The organism is Pseudidiomarina salilacus, assembly GCF_047323925.1.
In the GTDB taxonomy this organism is placed as follows: domain Bacteria; phylum Pseudomonadota; class Gammaproteobacteria; order Enterobacterales; family Alteromonadaceae; genus Pseudidiomarina; species Pseudidiomarina salilacus.
This window is the reverse complement of the sequence record NZ_CP178751.1, coordinates 247983-263946: the sequence shown is the minus strand read 5'-3', so window position 1 is coordinate 263946 and position 15964 is coordinate 247983. Positions and strand designations below refer to the sequence as shown.

Annotated in this window: 15 protein-coding genes and 1 pseudogene; 5 read left to right on the top strand and 11 right to left on the bottom strand. The window is 49.2% G+C overall.

Going from position 1 to position 15964, the window contains the following annotated elements; translation table 11 throughout:
- Window positions 1-7: 7 nt before the first annotated feature.
- The 3 genes from ACJ8W9_RS01240 to ACJ8W9_RS01230 all read right to left on the bottom strand — a co-directional run bounded on the left by ACJ8W9_RS01240 (window position 8) and on the right by ACJ8W9_RS01230 (window position 3092).
- Entirely contained in the window at window positions 8-1072 is a 1065-nt protein-coding gene (locus ACJ8W9_RS01240; RefSeq protein WP_411358117.1) for an aspartate carbamoyltransferase, read from the bottom strand.
- 125 nt (window positions 1073-1197) lie between these two features.
- Entirely contained in the window at window positions 1198-2637 is a 1440-nt protein-coding gene (locus tag ACJ8W9_RS01235) for a sodium:solute symporter family protein (protein WP_411360016.1), read from the bottom strand.
- Window positions 2634-3092, bottom strand: coding sequence for a hypothetical protein (locus ACJ8W9_RS01230; RefSeq protein WP_411358115.1), 459 nt, complete (start codon window positions 3090-3092; stop codon window positions 2634-2636). Before ACJ8W9_RS01230 ends, ACJ8W9_RS01235 begins: the two co-directional genes overlap by 4 nt.
- A 131-nt stretch (window positions 3093-3223) precedes the next feature.
- Between ACJ8W9_RS01230 and ACJ8W9_RS01225 the strand changes: the two genes are divergently transcribed.
- Both ACJ8W9_RS01225 and ACJ8W9_RS01220 read left to right on the top strand, forming a co-directional pair.
- Window positions 3224-3634 carry a 2-amino-4-hydroxy-6-hydroxymethyldihydropteridine diphosphokinase gene (locus tag ACJ8W9_RS01225; RefSeq protein ID WP_411358114.1) on the top strand — a complete coding sequence of 137 codons (411 nt, stop codon included), beginning with the start codon at window positions 3224-3226 and terminating at the stop codon, window positions 3632-3634.
- Window positions 3631-4344, top strand: coding sequence for an SDR family NAD(P)-dependent oxidoreductase (locus tag ACJ8W9_RS01220; RefSeq protein WP_411358113.1), 714 nt, complete (start codon window positions 3631-3633; stop codon window positions 4342-4344). Before ACJ8W9_RS01225 ends, ACJ8W9_RS01220 begins: the two co-directional genes overlap by 4 nt.
- 79 nt (window positions 4345-4423) lie before the next feature.
- On the opposite strand, the gene acnA is transcribed toward ACJ8W9_RS01220, so the two are convergent.
- Window positions 4424-7105, bottom strand: a complete 2682-nt coding sequence (gene acnA / locus ACJ8W9_RS01215; RefSeq protein ID WP_411358112.1) for an aconitate hydratase AcnA — start codon at window positions 7103-7105, stop codon at window positions 4424-4426.
- A gap of 225 nt (window positions 7106-7330) precedes the next feature.
- Between acnA and ACJ8W9_RS01210 the strand changes: the two genes are divergently transcribed.
- The 3 genes and pseudogenes from ACJ8W9_RS01210 to ACJ8W9_RS01200 form a co-directional block, all read left to right on the top strand.
- Window positions 7331-8215: a diguanylate cyclase domain-containing protein gene (locus ACJ8W9_RS01210; protein ID WP_411360013.1), complete on the top strand. Its 885-nt coding sequence runs from the start codon at window positions 7331-7333 to the stop codon at window positions 8213-8215.
- A gap of 32 nt (window positions 8216-8247) precedes the next feature.
- The gene (tesB, locus tag ACJ8W9_RS01205; RefSeq protein ID WP_411358110.1) at window positions 8248-9114 is read left to right on the top strand and encodes an acyl-CoA thioesterase II; all 867 of its coding nucleotides are present in this window, start codon (window positions 8248-8250) and stop codon (window positions 9112-9114) included.
- A gap of 42 nt (window positions 9115-9156) precedes the next feature.
- Window positions 9157-9345 (top strand): annotated as a pseudogene (locus ACJ8W9_RS01200) (IS256 family transposase); the annotation flags it as partial.
- A gap of 304 nt (window positions 9346-9649) precedes the next feature.
- Here the strand turns inward: ACJ8W9_RS01200 and ACJ8W9_RS01195 are convergent.
- The 7 genes from ACJ8W9_RS01195 to ACJ8W9_RS01165 all read right to left on the bottom strand — a co-directional run bounded on the left by ACJ8W9_RS01195 (window position 9650) and on the right by ACJ8W9_RS01165 (window position 15847).
- Complete coding sequence (locus tag ACJ8W9_RS01195) at window positions 9650-10144, bottom strand: hypothetical protein (RefSeq protein WP_411358109.1); 495 nt, start codon at window positions 10142-10144, stop codon at window positions 9650-9652.
- A gap of 22 nt (window positions 10145-10166) precedes the next feature.
- Window positions 10167-11027 carry an RHS repeat-associated core domain-containing protein gene (locus ACJ8W9_RS01190; protein ID WP_411358108.1) on the bottom strand — a complete coding sequence of 287 codons (861 nt, stop codon included), beginning with the start codon at window positions 11025-11027 and terminating at the stop codon, window positions 10167-10169.
- Complete coding sequence (locus tag ACJ8W9_RS01185) at window positions 10922-11413, bottom strand: hypothetical protein (protein ID WP_411360010.1); 492 nt, start codon at window positions 11411-11413, stop codon at window positions 10922-10924. The genes ACJ8W9_RS01190 and ACJ8W9_RS01185 overlap by 106 nt, the downstream gene beginning before the upstream one ends.
- A gap of 210 nt (window positions 11414-11623) precedes the next feature.
- Window positions 11624-12088, bottom strand: a complete 465-nt coding sequence (locus ACJ8W9_RS01180; RefSeq protein WP_411358106.1) for a lysozyme inhibitor LprI family protein — start codon at window positions 12086-12088, stop codon at window positions 11624-11626.
- A gap of 17 nt (window positions 12089-12105) precedes the next feature.
- The gene (locus ACJ8W9_RS01175) at window positions 12106-13557 is read right to left on the bottom strand and encodes a glycoside hydrolase family protein (protein ID WP_411360008.1); all 1452 of its coding nucleotides are present in this window, start codon (window positions 13555-13557) and stop codon (window positions 12106-12108) included.
- 198 nt (window positions 13558-13755) lie between these two features.
- A complete protein-coding gene (locus tag ACJ8W9_RS01170; protein WP_411360006.1) occupies window positions 13756-14262 on the bottom strand; it encodes a hypothetical protein in 507 nt (168 codons plus the stop codon).
- Between the two features lie 58 nt (window positions 14263-14320).
- Window positions 14321-15847 (bottom strand): RHS repeat-associated core domain-containing protein, encoded by a 1527-nt coding sequence (locus tag ACJ8W9_RS01165; RefSeq protein WP_411360005.1) that lies wholly within the window; start codon window positions 15845-15847, stop codon window positions 14321-14323.
- Between the last annotated feature and the right edge of the window lie 117 nt (window positions 15848-15964).

Sequence of the window (15964 nt, the reverse complement as noted above, 5' to 3'; positions counted from 1 at the left end):
TCCGTTATCACACCACGTCAATGACGCGTTCCGCCCGCTCCACCATACACGTGAGCAACGCCATGCGTAAAAACACGGCGCCACGTGCTTGGCTGAAATACCAGTTGTGCGGAGTGTTATCGAGATCCATTGCCAGTTCTTCGCCACGTGCCAGCGGATGCAAAATAATGGCATCGTGTTTTAGCGGCGACTTGGCGCTCAAACTAAAGCTATTGCCATAGGTATTAAAGGTGTCGCCTTCCCATGAGATGGCATTGATGTACACCACATCGAGCTCGGGTAACACGGCATTTAAATCGGTAGTGGTGCGAATCTTTATGCCGCGCAGTTCCAGCTCTTCACGCTGATCGGCCCCAAACAACTCAGCGGCACTGGCTTCATCGTGGATGATCAGCAGCTCTTCAACCGCATGAGGAAACACGGATAGGCTCTTCAACAAGCTGCGCACAGTGCGCATTTTGTTAGGCACGCCAATCACCCCAATTTTAATTTTCTCGTTGTTGCTGGCATCAAGTAGCGCCGGGCGCCACTTAAATATTGCATACATGTCAGCTAAGGCTTGCGTGGGGTGTTCATCGGTGCCGTTGCCGGCGTTGATAATCGGAATCCGCAGTGCATCCATCATCTCAAACAACGACGATTCATTGGTGTCGCGCAGTACCACGCAATCACCGTAGTTGTTAAACATTTCCGCGACATCTGCAAGGCTTTCACCCTTGGCAATGCCAGTGGTGGAACGGTCGGTAATCGACATAATATCGCCACCTAAGCGATGCCAAGCGCTCTCAAATGACAGCCGTGTGCGGGTGCTCGGCTCGTAAAACGCGCTGATCAAAATTTTATTTTGCAATGGCGAATGAAAGCGTTTCGGATTGCTTTCTATTTTCGCCGCCAAGCGAAATAACTGCTTCATGGTCGCTTGATCGAATTGATCACCTGACACAATATGCTGATTCGCTAACTGCACCAAATAATCACCGTCCTCTTGAATGGCTCGAAGCAATGCTTTGGGGTGCGCATCACCATAGACATCCGGACGTTCACGCTCAAACGAGACGTCATTTACGTTCATATTGAATTACCATAATTGTTTAGAAAGGAAATCTTTAAGCCACAACGCTAGCAAAATGAGCGGTGCGCAAGCAGTTAACGCTAAGCAGACCCACACCAGTGTACTAAACGCAGTTAATTCTACGATCATGACTGCTGCTCCTCTGCTTCATTTAAATCGTCCCAGTTGAATTCACGACGACTAAAACTTAACCCTAGCCCACAAATAGTCGCCGAGACAATGCACGACACCAGTGCAGCCACATAAAAGCCGATCACGAAGTAACCAGTGAGACCTAAAACTGTGCCAAAGAACATGGCAGCAGCTGCCCAACGCCCTGGCAGGCGACGGGTATAAAGACCCAGCACAATAGGAAAAATAGTGCTGGCGACAAAGGCACCGGCAAAATTCAATAAAGCGCCAAGTGTCGCAATTTGCGGCAAACAGAGTAACCAAGTGAGTATCCCTAAACCCAGAATACTGTAGCGGTTGAAGCGCAGCAGATGCGCATCGCTGGCTTCTGGGCGTAATTTCTTATGGTAGATGTCGCGCGTCACCAGATCGGCAGTTGCCGCCAGCAAGGAGTCAAGGCTTGAGGCCAACGCCGAGAACACTACGATAAATACAACCACAGCGCCTACCTTGCCAAGTACCTCGGCTGCCACCATCGGGCCGACCATATCGGCGCTCGGCGGGAAAATTCCCAGTTGCGGTGCCGCCAGCGCAATAAAACCAGTGACAATGGGAATCGGCAGCCATAACAAACCACCCAGCAAAAACGCTTTGAACGCGACTTTGCCTTTAAAAGCGAGGGCGCGCGACCACCAAACATTGGAATGAAAAATTTCGCCTAAGCCGAAGAAAATATTATTAAACAGAAACATCATCGCGGCAGGAAACAAGACGTCGAGCAGTTGCGGATGATTGCTTTGCACCTCGCTGTGAATCGACTCAAGACTCACGGTATCAATGAGGAACCAAGCAATCAGCACCACCCCGATGATAATAATCAGTGCCTGAATAAAGTCAGTGGCAATGACCGCACGCAACCCGCCAAATAAGGTGTAACCCACGCAAATAATGAGAATGGCAGTCATGCCAATGTGGTAATCGAGGCCGCTAAGTGCTTCGAGCAAAATGCCGCCAGCCATGCCTAAGCTAACCAACCAGCCGAATGCATAGACCACCGAAATAGCGATAAACACGTACCAAGCTAAACGACCATAACGGAGTCGGATAAAATCGCCAGAAGTATAGCCATGGGGCATCAATTGCTTAATTCGAGCCGCTAATGGCGCAAAAAGAATCAGTCCTAACGCAGCAAACGAATACCCCACCATGCCCCATACGCCGAGTTGGTAGGTAAGCTGCGGCGCCACCAGCGTGGTATTACTGGTGACCCAAGTGGCCATTGCCGTGGCCGCCGCCAGCGCAAAGCCAACATTACGCCCCGCTAAGGCAAAATCTTCATGGGTTTTATTGGCGCGCCCCAGATACCAGCCAAACAAGATCCAAACCACGCCAAACAGCACCACAAGCGTTAGCCCTAGACTACTGGACAAGGCGAAACCGCTGGCTTCGTTCATACCCGCCTCCGCAATATCAGTAAGCTAGCAACCAACACGATAAACAACGCAAGTCCAATATAAAACAAGCTGTAGGCTTGCCAACGCGGATAGTGATTCACGGTCACCTTTACCACGTTGCTCGGCGCTGCAGCGCCGTCTGCTGGTGGTTGCAGACGAAAAAAGTACTCGCCGTCGGTAAAACCCGTCAGGGTGATTTGCTCGAAGTCGCCAAACCATTTAAATTCTGCATCAATGCTGTCAAATGTTGCTGATTGGCTTTGTTGTACTGTTAGTTGTTGCTGCGGCGCGGGGGTGATCGATAAGGTAAAGTAGCCTTCGCGACTCGGCGCGTCAGGACCACTGAGTTGGTAACTATCGTTATACGCAAGGGCGGGTCGCGCAAGCAGCGTGATGAGTAACAACAGGGCAATGTGAATAAAGCTATATGAACTACCGCCGCTGGTTTTCGGCACGATTCCTTCCCTTGGCTCTGTTGCTTACAGGCTAGCAAGCCACAGAAATCAATGCAACTTTCAGGGATCTGACTTTCGAGTCATTGCGTATCAGGTTATGCTTAACACTTATTACGAGGAAGGTTGTTACCATGAGTTATGTGTTTTTATGCAGTATGGGAGCCAATTTAGCGCCCGAGCAGAACTTCGCCAAGGCGCGTGAACAGCTCAGCCGGCTAGGACACACGACCTATTCCCGTTCGGCCTACACGCAGCCGGTCGCGATTGACACCGATAAGCAATTTTTAAATGCGCTATTTTTAATTGAAACTGAACTTGATGCGGTAGCGCTAAAAGCGGCGTTCAACCAAATCGAAGAAAGCTTGGGCCGCGATCGCTCAGATCCGCTTTGTAGCCAAAAAGATCGGCCGATGGACATTGATATTCTCGGCGAGTTGAACGCCGAGGATAACGCCACCGCTTGGCAGCAAGTACCTGATTACTTGCAAGCGATGAGTGCCAGTCTCAAGCGCGTTGCCGAGCAAATGGAGGCGATTGCATGAGTCAGCCGCAAACAGCCCTCATTACTGGCGCCGGACGCCGTTTCGGCTTCGAACTCGGGAAAGCACTGCTAGCCGATAACTATCGCGTATTCGCCCACTACAATACTTCGCGGGCTGGCATCGATGAGCTAGAGCAATTGGGCGCCATTGGTGTGCAAGCCGACCTTACCGATCATCAGGCTGTGGTAAAGCTGATTGCACAGGTCCAAGCCCAGACCGAGCGGCTCGATCTCCTTGTCAATAACGCTTCTGTATTTGTTCAAAACCCTGCGGTCGATGCTGATCCGGCTATGCTTGCAGCGATGTTTCAGGTGCACGTACAAGCGCCCTACACCTTGATCACGCAGTTGCGCCCGCAACTCGAAGCGAGCGACAATGCCTTAGTCGTGAATATCACCGATATTTACACCGACAGCCCTTCCACCGACTACATCGCCTACTGCGCCGCCAAGGCTGGATTGGCGAATTTGACCTTAAGCTTCGCCAAAGAGCTCGCGCCGAAGATTCGTGTCAACGGTATTCAACCGGGGCCGATTCTGTTTTTGCCTGAACACGACAGTGAGCACCGCCAAAAAGTACTGGCTGAGACACCGCTTGAAGTCGAAGGCGGCTTACAGCCGATGATCCAAACGGTGCGCTTTTTACGCGACAATCCCTTTGTCACCGGTGAATTTATTAAAGTCGATGGTGGCCGCGCGCTGAACATCTAAAAGCTGTGACACATGAAGTTACACACAAAAAAGCCAGGCTTGCGCAACAAGCCTGGCTTTTTTTACGCAAGCTCGCTGCTTAGGCAGCGAGCATCTGACGCAATACGTAATGCAAAATACCACCGTTTTTGTAGTACTGCATTTCGTTATTGGTGTCGATACGGCACTTCACATCAAAGCTGACTTTTGAGCCGTCATCTTTGGTCGCTGTGACCGTTACCATTTGACCTGGCTTAAGATCTGCATCGATGCCGGTAATATCGATTTGTTCATGACCGGTCAGACCATGGGCTTGCACGCCTTGCCCTTCTTCAAACTGCAACGGCAACACGCCCATACCGATAAGATTTGAGCGGTGAATACGCTCAAAACTCTCAGCGATAACAGCTTTCACTCCAAGCAAAATGGTGCCCTTGGCAGCCCAGTCACGGCTCGAACCGGTACCGTACTCTTTACCTGCAAGCACAACCAACGGCGTGTTGTCTTGCTGATACTTCATGGCTGCATCGTAAATCGACATCTGCTCGCCCGAAGGCACGTGCACGGTGTAACCACCTTCAACATCATCAAGCATTTGGTTCTTAATGCGAATGTTGGCGAAGGTACCGCGCATCATCACCTCGTGGTTACCGCGGCGCGAACCATAGGAGTTGAAGTCTTTCACCGCCACCCCATTGGCCTGCAAGTATTTACCCGCTGGCGAATCTGGCTTGATTGAACCGGCTGGTGAAATATGGTCAGTGGTAATCGAATCAGCAAACAACGCTAATACGCGCGCACCTTTAATGTCGCCAATCGGCGCGAGTGGCTTATCGATCTCGGTAAAATAAGGCGGATTCTTCACGTAGGTCGAATCATCGCTCCAATCGTAGGTTTTGCCCTCACCGATTGGAATGCTTTGCCACTCTTCATCACCGTCAAAAACTTCTGCGTATTCTTTACGGAACATTTCGCCATCAACAAAGTTGACCGCTTCGGCAATTTCTTTACTGCTTGGCCAAATGTCCTTCAGATACACCGGATGACCGTCTTGGTCTTCACCCAACGGCTCCGAGCTCAAATCGATGCGCGTGGTACCGGCAAGCGCATAAGCCACCACTAAGGGCGGCGATGCCAACCAGTTGGCTTTTACTTCAGGATGCACGCGGCCTTCAAAGTTGCGGTTACCGGACAATACCGATGAAACCGTGAGATCACCGGCATTAATGGCCTTGCTAATTTCGTCCGGTAGCGGACCTGAGTTACCGATACACGTCGTACAGCCGTAGCCCACCAAATTGAAACCAAGTTTGTTCAAGTGCTCCGTGAGTCCTGCTTTGGCAAGGTAGTCGGTGACCACTTTCGAACCAGGGGCGAGTGACGTTTTCACCCAAGGCTTACGCGCGAGACCTTTTTCGACCGCTTTTTTCGCGACTAAACCTGCCGCCATCAATACGCTCGGGTTGGACGTGTTGGTACACGAAGTAATCGCGGCAATCACCACATCGCCGTGCGACAAAGTGTAATCTTCACCCGGTACTTCCACCTGTTTGTCTTTTTCGTTGGCACGGCCGGCCTGCTCGAGAATCAAATCAAAGTTCGATTTTAACTGCGTCAGCGCTACCCGATCTTGCGGACGCTTCGGACCCGCTAATGACGCGACGACCGTACTCAAGTCCAATTCAAGTGAATCGGTAAAGGCTGGCTCATCGCCAGATTCACGCCACATACCCTGCGCTTTGCTGTAGGCTTCAACCAGCGCGATGGTATCTTCATCACGGCCTGATAATTCAAGATAACGCAAGGTTTCGTTGTCGACTGGGAAGAAGCCACAAGTTGCCCCATATTCCGGCGCCATATTAGCAATGGTAGCGCGGTCGGCCAGTGGTAAGTTATCCAAACCAGGACCGTAAAATTCAACAAACTTACCTACCACGCCTTGCTTACGCAGCATTTGCGTCACTGTTAGCACCAGGTCGGTCGCAGTCACGCCTTCAGGCAATTTGCCATGCATCCGGAAACCGACAACTTCAGGAATCAGCATGGATACCGGCTGCCCCAACATTGCGGCTTCAGCTTCGATACCACCGACGCCCCAACCCAAAATACCTAAGCCATTAATCATGGTGGTATGCGAATCGGTACCGACCAAGGTATCTGGCATCACCATGGTCTTATCGCCTTCTTGGCGAGTCCACGCGACTTTACCTAAGTACTCAAGGTTTACTTGGTGACAAATCCCTGTGCCCGGTGGCACCACGCGGAAATTTTCAAAGGCACTTTGACCCCAGCGTAAAAACTGATAACGCTCGAAATTACGTTCCATTTCGATCCGCACGTTTTCTTTAAAAGCTTCAGGTGTCGCGAACTTGTCGACCATGACCGAGTGGTCAATGACCAAATCCACTGCCGACAAGGGGTTAATTTGTTCAGGATCTTGTCCAGCTTTCGCCACCGCATCGCGCATCGCAGCTAAATCAACAATCGCTGGAACACCGGTAAAATCTTGCATCAATACGCGCGCTGGGCGGTACTGAATCTCGCGGTCTGACTTACGCTCATGCAGCCATTTGGCGATGGCCTCAACGTCGTCAGCGGTCACCGTGTCGCCGTCTTCGTTGCGTAACATGTTTTCGAGCAACACTTTCATCGAATTTGGCAGCTTATCAACATCCGCAATGTGCTTCAGTTGTTCTGCCGCTTTCGGCAGGCTGTGATAATGATAGGTCTTACCGTTTACTTCTAACGTACTTAACGTTTTCAAGCTGTCGTGGCTCGACATAGCTTACTCCTTTTTGAAACGATACATCCTCTAAGCTTAGCCGTATTTTTGCGGTTCAGCCATAACACATAATTATGTTCACTATGGGATCATCCACCGTAAAGATCAACTGTCTAAGCCGCTGAAAGCATGAAAGATTGCGATTCAACTCGCTTTATCTAGCGTGCTTGCGCTACCATGCTATAACTTAATCACAACTACTCCGATAACGGAAACCTACTGCTGATGCCTCACGCCAAACTTGCACTGTTTGAAAGCCTTGGTCAGTACATGGACTTGTTAATGGACGCTATCTGTGTGGTCAACGCTGAGGGTGAGTTCATCTACATAAGTGCTGGCGGCGAGCGCGTGTTTGGCTATACACCACAACAGATGCTCGGGCACTCCATGTTCGAGTTTATGCACCCTGATGACCACGAACGCACCCGCGCTGCGGCGCACGAGATCATGCTAGGTGCGAGTAAATCTGACTTTGAAAACCGTTACATCCGCAAAGATGGTAGCGTGGCATGCATTGTCTGGTCCGCTCGCTATGCCGCCGAAGACAACTTACGCATCGCCGTCGCCCGCGACGTAACCGAGCAGCGCCGCATCGAACAAGAACGTGAGCAATTGTTGCGCCGACTCGAACGACAAGCGCACTATGATCCGCTCACCGGGCTGCCGAATCGTAGCTATTTTTATCAACATGCCGAACATGTGCTCGCGCGCTCTACCGATGTTGCCGTGGCCTATATTGATCTTGACCGTTTTAAGCACATTAACGATGAATGGGGCCATGCCATGGGTGACCAAGTGCTGCATGCCATTGCCCAGCGCTTAATGCATAATGTGCGTAGCCACGACACTATTGCACGCATTGGCGGTGATGAGTTTGTGATTCTATTTGAGCGCGTGCAGCAACGTAGTGCTGTCGAAATCGTCGCAAATAAGCTTATCGAACACTTGCGTACACCTATTGCCCTCGCCGATCATGTATTCCATCTCGACGCCAGTATCGGTGTGGCGATGGCAGCGCCAGATTTGACGCTCGAACAATTGTTGCAGCGCGCAGACGCTGCCATGTATCAAGCAAAACGTGACCCCAACGCAGCGGTTGTTATAGAATAGAACACCTTACGAGACAGCTAACAGGAACGTTTATGAGCCAAGTTTTGCACGACTTACTTGACCTACTCTCACTTGAAACCATTGAAAATGGAATTTATCGCGGCCAAAGCCAAGACCTTGGTTTCGGTGCGGTGTTTGGCGGACAAGTCATCGGGCAAGCCCTGTCAGCGGCGAAAGAAACCCTTCCTGAAGGACGTAAGGTGCACTCATTGCATTCCTATTTCCTGCGTCCTGGTGATGCGCACAAACCCATCGTCTACGATGTCGAAAACGTGCGCGACGGCAAAAGCTTCTCAACCCGTCGGGTGAAGGCTATTCAATACGGCAAACCCATTTTTTACATGACTGCCTCATTCCAAATAGATGAGCCTGGCTTTGAGCACCAAGACAGCATGCCTGACGTGCCCGGACCAGAAGGTTTGATTTCAGATATTGATATTTACCGCGAGCATGCCGAGCTGATCCCCGAGAAAATTCGCAATAAGTTTATTTCGGAAAAGCCCATCGAAATGCGCTTTGTAACCGCCAACAACCCGTTTAAACCGCAAGTCGACGCGCCACGCCGCCACGTTTGGATTAAAGCCAACGGCGCCATGCCCGATGATCCGCGCATTCACAAGTACTTGTTGGCCTATGCCTCAGATTTCAATTTCCTGCCCACGGCACTGCAACCGCATGGCGCAAGTTTTGCCCAGCCAGACATTCAAATGGCAACCATCGACCATTCAATGTGGTTCCACAAAGACTTTCGTTTAGATGACTGGATTTTGTACGCCATCGACAGCCCCGTCGCTTGCGGCGCCCGCGGCTTGGTCAGAGGCCAATTCTTCACTCGCGACGGCGTACTTGTCGCCTCTACCGCGCAAGAAGGCGTCATGCGGAAACATGTCAAGAAGTAGGCATTGGACGCGTAACTCCTCAAATTTTTTGGGGTATTTATACGCCAGTTCCGTAAAATCACTAAAACCAAAGGTGGCTTTGCCAATGAGAACAGCTTGCTCCAGCTGCTTTACGCGGATGTATTAAAAGCATGTGAGCGCTAGTCAATCCTGGTGCAAAACTGGAATCTGACGCTGTCGCAGCTGACCATCCACTTCGAAGGCCGATGGGATGATCATATTGACCTATAACAACTTGGCTGACACAGAATCTTGAACACCCTCCTTTGTTTCGCCAATTATAAAGGGGTTGTTCGCCAATTCCTTCCGTTCGTGCAATTTCCGCAATGGTCATGTTTAACGGCGGCATCATTTTACTGAGTATGGTTTGCTTACGTTCTTCTGAATAGCGTGGCACAATCAAGCCTTAACGCCCCAGCTGGTTAATTTTTAAGTAGTGTCAACTATCCTGCCAGAGGGTGAGCATTCAAAGGCTAAAAAAAGCTCCACCATCGAAAGGCGGGGCTTTGGATTCATAAATCATCAAAAAATTGAGTCACATTGGTAGCTCGTCCAAGTCCTCGAAAGGAATTTCGGGATCGTACTCACCATCGTAAAATTGAGCTTTAACTGTTACTGCTCCCGGAGCAGATGCCGCAGATATTACTACTTGCTGCGCTTCTTCAGTGGTCATTATAAGCCCACACTCAGCAACAACATCATCTTCATTATTTACTAACTTAGAGATCTTTGTGAATGCAACTGGTGTTATTTCTCTGAAGTTATACTTATCTCGGCTACCTAGCAAATTTTCGTCTGTCATATCTAGTTTCAAGTACCCATACTCTTGCCAACTGCCGTCACCAACACTTGCAACATCTGATGAGCAGCATAAAACATCATTGCAATTCTCAAAGAACAATCTCAATGACCAAGTACAAGACAAGCTCTGATTTTTCGGTATCTCGAAACCAATCAACTGTGATCCGAGGATTAACTCAATAATCTTATTTAGTTCTATGTTGCCCGTTTTTATCGGGAGACTTTTCATAATTACGTCCAAAATCTATCTACTATTTATTATCATAGTGCAATGTTTCATGAGGCTTGTCCCCTTTGGCCGGGATGTCAATACTTGCTCCACCAGTGCTGTTTTCAGGTCTACCAAATATTCCATTTTCTCCGACTTGGCTTCCCGGCGGAGCTGAATCTCCCTCTCCGGCTAGGCGAGTCCCTCCTGTTAGGGTTTCCAAATCTGTCTCATAATCTCCAGCTCCCCCATTCTCAGGAGTAAGAGGACCTGAAGTATGCTTTTTGCCACTTTTATTTGGGCCGGCCCGGTCGTCACTTTGGTCACCAACTAAATCATTTGGAACACCAGGAACCGAAGGCTTAGCGGACTCATTAAAAACAGCTCCAATCACCATCCGAGCCACCGATAGTGCTCGTCCGGTTGGAGTCAACCGAAGCACTACCCCTGCTCCAACACTGCGTGAAGCAGCTCTACTCGCAAACTGTCCCCGACTTATTTGTCCACTTGCAAGTGCGCGCGTATCGGCTAGTTCAAATCGTGAAAGTGGGATGGGCTCAGCACCATCTGGATCAACATACTTATACGGATTATTATTCGCATAAGCATACCGATTAAACAGCATCGGGTTGCTAGCTTTGAAGCCAACCGGGTCATTCGAATAAAACCGCCCAATATTGGCATCGTAGTAACGCTGCTGCATATATACGAGGCCGAGGTCGTCGTCTTCAACGTGGCCGGTGTAGCCAGGCGCATCGCTTTGCGTGCTATCGCTGTAGCGCGCCACCATTTCACGACCTAAGTAATAGTAGTCAGTGTAATCGCCATCGGCGTAGGTGCCAAGTAATTGGCCGTCTTGGCTGTAATAGCTGTAAGTGGTGCTGCCTGAAACTGCCTTTGCCACGCGGCGGCCGTGGCCGTCATAGCGGTAGCTGATGCCTCCTGAGCCGCTGATGTGTCCCGCGCGGTTGAAGCTAAAGCTGCACTGGCGACTAAGCGGTCAAGGCCATCATAACTGAGCCCTGTAACGCTATGAGTGCCATTGACGCCATCGATGATGCTTTGGATATTATGGTTCGCATCATAGGTGTAGCTGAGCTCCACCACGTGAGTGCCACCGCCATGCACTTCGCGCTTTTTAAGGCGTTGTTGAGCGTCCAGGGTTTGCCAAAGCGTAAGTCCATTGGGGGTATCGTAGCCACGCACAATGCCGTTGGCGTAGTAACTGGCATTGGTGGCATAACTCCCCGCTTGCGTTGGCTCGCCGAACGCGTTGGGGGCATAGCCCACTATCTATGCTGATTTGCGCACTGTAACCAACAAGTTGATAGCCCAATATCAGCAGCGCTTGAATTTACGTCCTAGGAAAACACTGGGCTTTATTCAGCCAGACATAATTTTTAAAGAGCAATTGCAACGGGCTATGAGCGAGTGTTGCAGTTATTAGTTGAATCTAGGAATTATCAATCATGGATGTCCATATAGGTCCATAATTAAATTCTAGCATTCATTGTTGATACAATATTCATGCATAATAGAACCAGAACAGGCGTTACCTCCAGAATGTCCTTTTAGCCAAGCCTTTAAGTACTCTATTCTTTGTAGAGTTAATCTTAATTTAAATCCAGATGCACATAGTGGGTATACTGAGCCGTAAGATTTTTGTTTATCAGGTGCAGGAAACATTAAATCCATTTCAGCTTTAACAGATTCCTTCCAAACACTCTGCGATTTTTCTAGCATCTTCAAGAAGTTTTCATCGTGTGCGTAAACCTCTTCAATTTTCTTACTAACTCTTTCAAGCTCCTGTTCGGCTGCCTTTAAAGACAATCCTGCACATTGATTCATTTCTATCTGAGAATAGGCTTTTGTCATACATTCGTCTATGTTTTTAGCATGCACATTTATCCCAAACATGCACATTATTATTATTAATACATCAAGTTTTATTTTTCTAATTAACACACTATTTATCTCTTTAATTATGGGTTCTTATACTGGATATTACCTCGGAAAATAGTCCTTCTTTCGGCACTTCGTGTTGCTAATCCGGGCAAGGATAAAGATTGTCCTTGTTTATTAACGCCTCGTGTATATTTCAGGTTGTTTGACATACCTTCATAATCACCAGCTTTTATGGCTGCGTTCAAGCCAGGACTATTTTGCGGACTTAGCTTTCCAGCTCCTACGTTAAAAGCTAAATCAGTCAAAGCATCAAATTCATTCTGCGATACAGGTAATGAACCGACTAGATTCTCAACTACTCCTTCCGCAATAGCAATATCCTGCGCGAGCAAGCTGTCAGCTTTTGATTGTGAAATAGGATCATTCATTTTCAAATTATCTTGTGGAGTGACTTTATGTCCATAGCCTGCTGTTGGGTTACCTAAACCATCATCTTGAACACTTAAATTACCAGTGTCATTTTCAGATTTCTTAATATGGTCAATTCCTTTTTGACTAATATTTAGATTCGATGCACTTTGACAAACATCGTTTGCATCGGTTCCCGGAGCATTAGAGCACATACCTGAAGGATCAATGTATTTATATGGATTATTATTCGCGTAGGCATAACGATTAAAGCTATGTATATCACGGAATCCAATAGGATCATTCGAATAAAACCGCCCAATGTTGGCATCGTAGTAACGCTGCTGCATATACACGAGGCCGAGGTCGTCGTCTTCGACGTGGCCGGTGTAGCCGGGTGCATCGCTTTGCGTGCTATCGCTGTAGCGCGCCACCATTTCACGACCTAAGTAATAGTAGTCAGTGTAATCGCCATCGGCGTAGGTGCCAAGTAATTGGCCGTCTTGGCTGTAATAGCTGTAAGTGGTGCTGCCTGAAATTGTCTTCGCCACGCGGCGGCCGTGGCCGTCGTAGCGGTAGCTGATGCCTCCTGAGCCGCTGATTTGTCCCGCGCGGTTGAAGCTAAAGCTGCGCTGGCCGTTGCTAATGACGTTGCCGCGGTTATCGTAACTAAAGTTTCGCGCAGTGCTGCCGCTGATGTGTGTCAGGCGTTTGGCACTATCGTAGTGATAGGTGTCGCTGGCACTACCAAGCTGCCGCGTCACGATGTTGCCGTTGCTATCGTAGCTAAAGCTACCCTGACCCCAATGCCCCGTGGCAGCAACTAAGCGGTCAAGGCCATCATAACTGAGTCCTGTAACACTATGGGTGCCATTGACGCCATCGATGATGCTTTGGATATTATGGTTCGCATCATAGGTGTAGCTGAGCTCCACCACGTGATTGCCACCGCCATGCACTTCGCGCTTCTTAAGGCGTTGCTGAGCGTCTAGGGTTTGCCAAAGCGTTAGCCAATTCGGGGTATCGTAGCCACGCACAATGCCGTTGGCGTAGTAACTGGCATTGGTGGCATAACTCCCCACTTGCGTTGGCTCGCCATACGCGTTCGGGGCATAGCCCACGACCTAAGATACTGACGTCACCACAACACCAAGGCCGATGGCTTACGGACGAAGCAGTGCTGACACAGAATATTGAACACCCTCGAGTCCTGTAACGCTATGGGTGCCATTGACGCCATCGATGATGCTTTGGATATTATGGTTCGCATCATAGGTGTAGCTGAGCTCCACCAAGTGGACGCCACCGCTATATACTCACTATAAAAGGTGTCTTTTTAACTCTTCAAAGTCCTGTTGATAGATCTCTAGCTTGCCGGTCTCGTATTGATTAATAAATTCCTGTACCCAATCTACATGGCCATATACATGTTTACAGACATCCTCTAGTCCATTTTGGGAGGTGCCCAATACAAAATAATTATCTGGATGATAAATTCCGAGCCAATTTAACTTTTCCCCTGTAATATAGAAACCTTCATTTACGAGACTCGAGTCTTGGAAACTTTCTACCTCTTCCCACCTCTTATTACGTTGAATAAGCAGATTTGGAATTCTTCCGACCACATCTAGAAATGATTTAAAAATCAACCTGTTGTTTCCATTGTTTTCATTCAGTTGAAAAATAGCTTCATACAAAGCTTGATCAATCAACTGATCGTTTAAGGAAGAGAAGACTGCATAATGTAATCTTTTCTTAAATGGGTTTTCTGGGAGCTCTCTCCAGTTCCCAAGCTCACTCTCTATTTTAGTTAAGTAATTATTCAATTATGCACCATTTGGCTTTCATTTCGACGCAATAGACGTTAACGGTTCTCTTCTATTATTACCTTCGTATTCTGCTGCCTATCTGAGGCTCTCTAAATTTTATTGCTCTTCTGGTATTCGGCTTCGTAACAGTCAATGTTTTTCGCCCATTGTCTGTGCTAGAACTATGAACATGCGCTATAGTTCCGTCATTTGTTGTTTTTATTGTTGAGCCGTCTGAGGCTTCACCAACCTGCCCCGGAAAATCATCAAATGCTTCATCTACAGTCGTTCCATCTGTTAAAGTTCTTACCTTACCCTTGCTACTATTAATATCAGGTTCGGATCTACTTTTTAAATCTTCTACAAAGTCATCTGCATCATCAGACTCACTAAAAACAGCTCCAATCACCATCCGAGCCAACGATAGTGCTCGTCCGGTTGGAGTCAAACGAAGCACTCCCCCTGCTCCAACACTGCGTGAAGCGGCTCTACTCGCAAACTGTCCCCGACTTATTTGTCCACTTGCAAGTGCGCGCGTATCGGCTAGTTCAGCTCGTGAAAATGGGATGGGCTCAGCACCATCCGGATCCACATACTTATACGGGTTATTATTCGCATACGCGTATCGGTTAAACAGCATCGGGTTGCTAGCTTTGAAACCAACCGGGTCATTCGAATAAAACCGCCCAATGTTGGCATCGTAGTAACGCTGCTGCATATACACGAGGCCGAGGTCGTCGTCTTCAACGTGGCCGGTGTAGCCAGGCGCATCGCTTTGCGTGCTATCGCTGTAGCGCGCCACCATTTCACGACCTAAGTAATAGTAGTCAGTGTAATCGCCATCGGCGTAGGTGCCAAGTAATTGCCCCGCTTGGCTGTAATAGCTGTAAGTGGTGCTGCCTGAAACTGTCTTCGCCACGCGGCGACCGTGGCCGTCGTAGCGGTAGCTGATGCCTCCTGAGCCGCTGATGTGTCCCGCGCGGTTGAAGCTAAAGCTGCGCTGGCCATTGCTAATGACGTTGCCGCGGTTATCGTAACTAAAGTTTCGCGCAGTGCTGCCGCTGATATGTGTCAGGCGTTTGGCACTATCGTAGTGATAGGTGTCGCTCGCACTACCAAGCTGCCGCGTCACGATGTTGCCGTTGCTATCGTAGCTAAAGCTACCATGGCCCCAATGCCCCGTGGCAGCAACTAAGCGGTCAAGGCCATCATAACTGAGGCCTGTAACGCTATGGGTGCCATTGACGCCATCGATGATACTTTGGATATTATGGTTCGCATCGTAGGTGTAGCTGAGCTCCACCACGTGGACGCCACCGCCCAATACTTCGCGCTTCTTAAGGCGTTGCTGAGCGTCTAGGGTTTGCCAAAGCGTTAGCCAATTCGGGGTATCGTAGCCACGCACAATGCCGTTGGCGTAGTAACTGGCATTGGTGGCATAACTCCCCACTTGCGTTGGCTCGCCATACGCGTTCGGGGCATAGCCCACGACACGGCCCGACGGATAAATGGCCGACACCCGGTGTCCCGCGGTGTTATAGCCATAGTCGGTCAGAAACTGCAGACCATCAATGCTCAGTTGCTCACTCTCCAGCAAGCCCAAGGTGTTATACCAATAGGACCAAACCGCATTGCCGGCAGTGAGTTGTGTCAGTTGCCCTTGTGCATCAAAGGTGTATTGGCGCGTCGGTGTGGCATCAGGAAAGCTCTGCTACCGTCA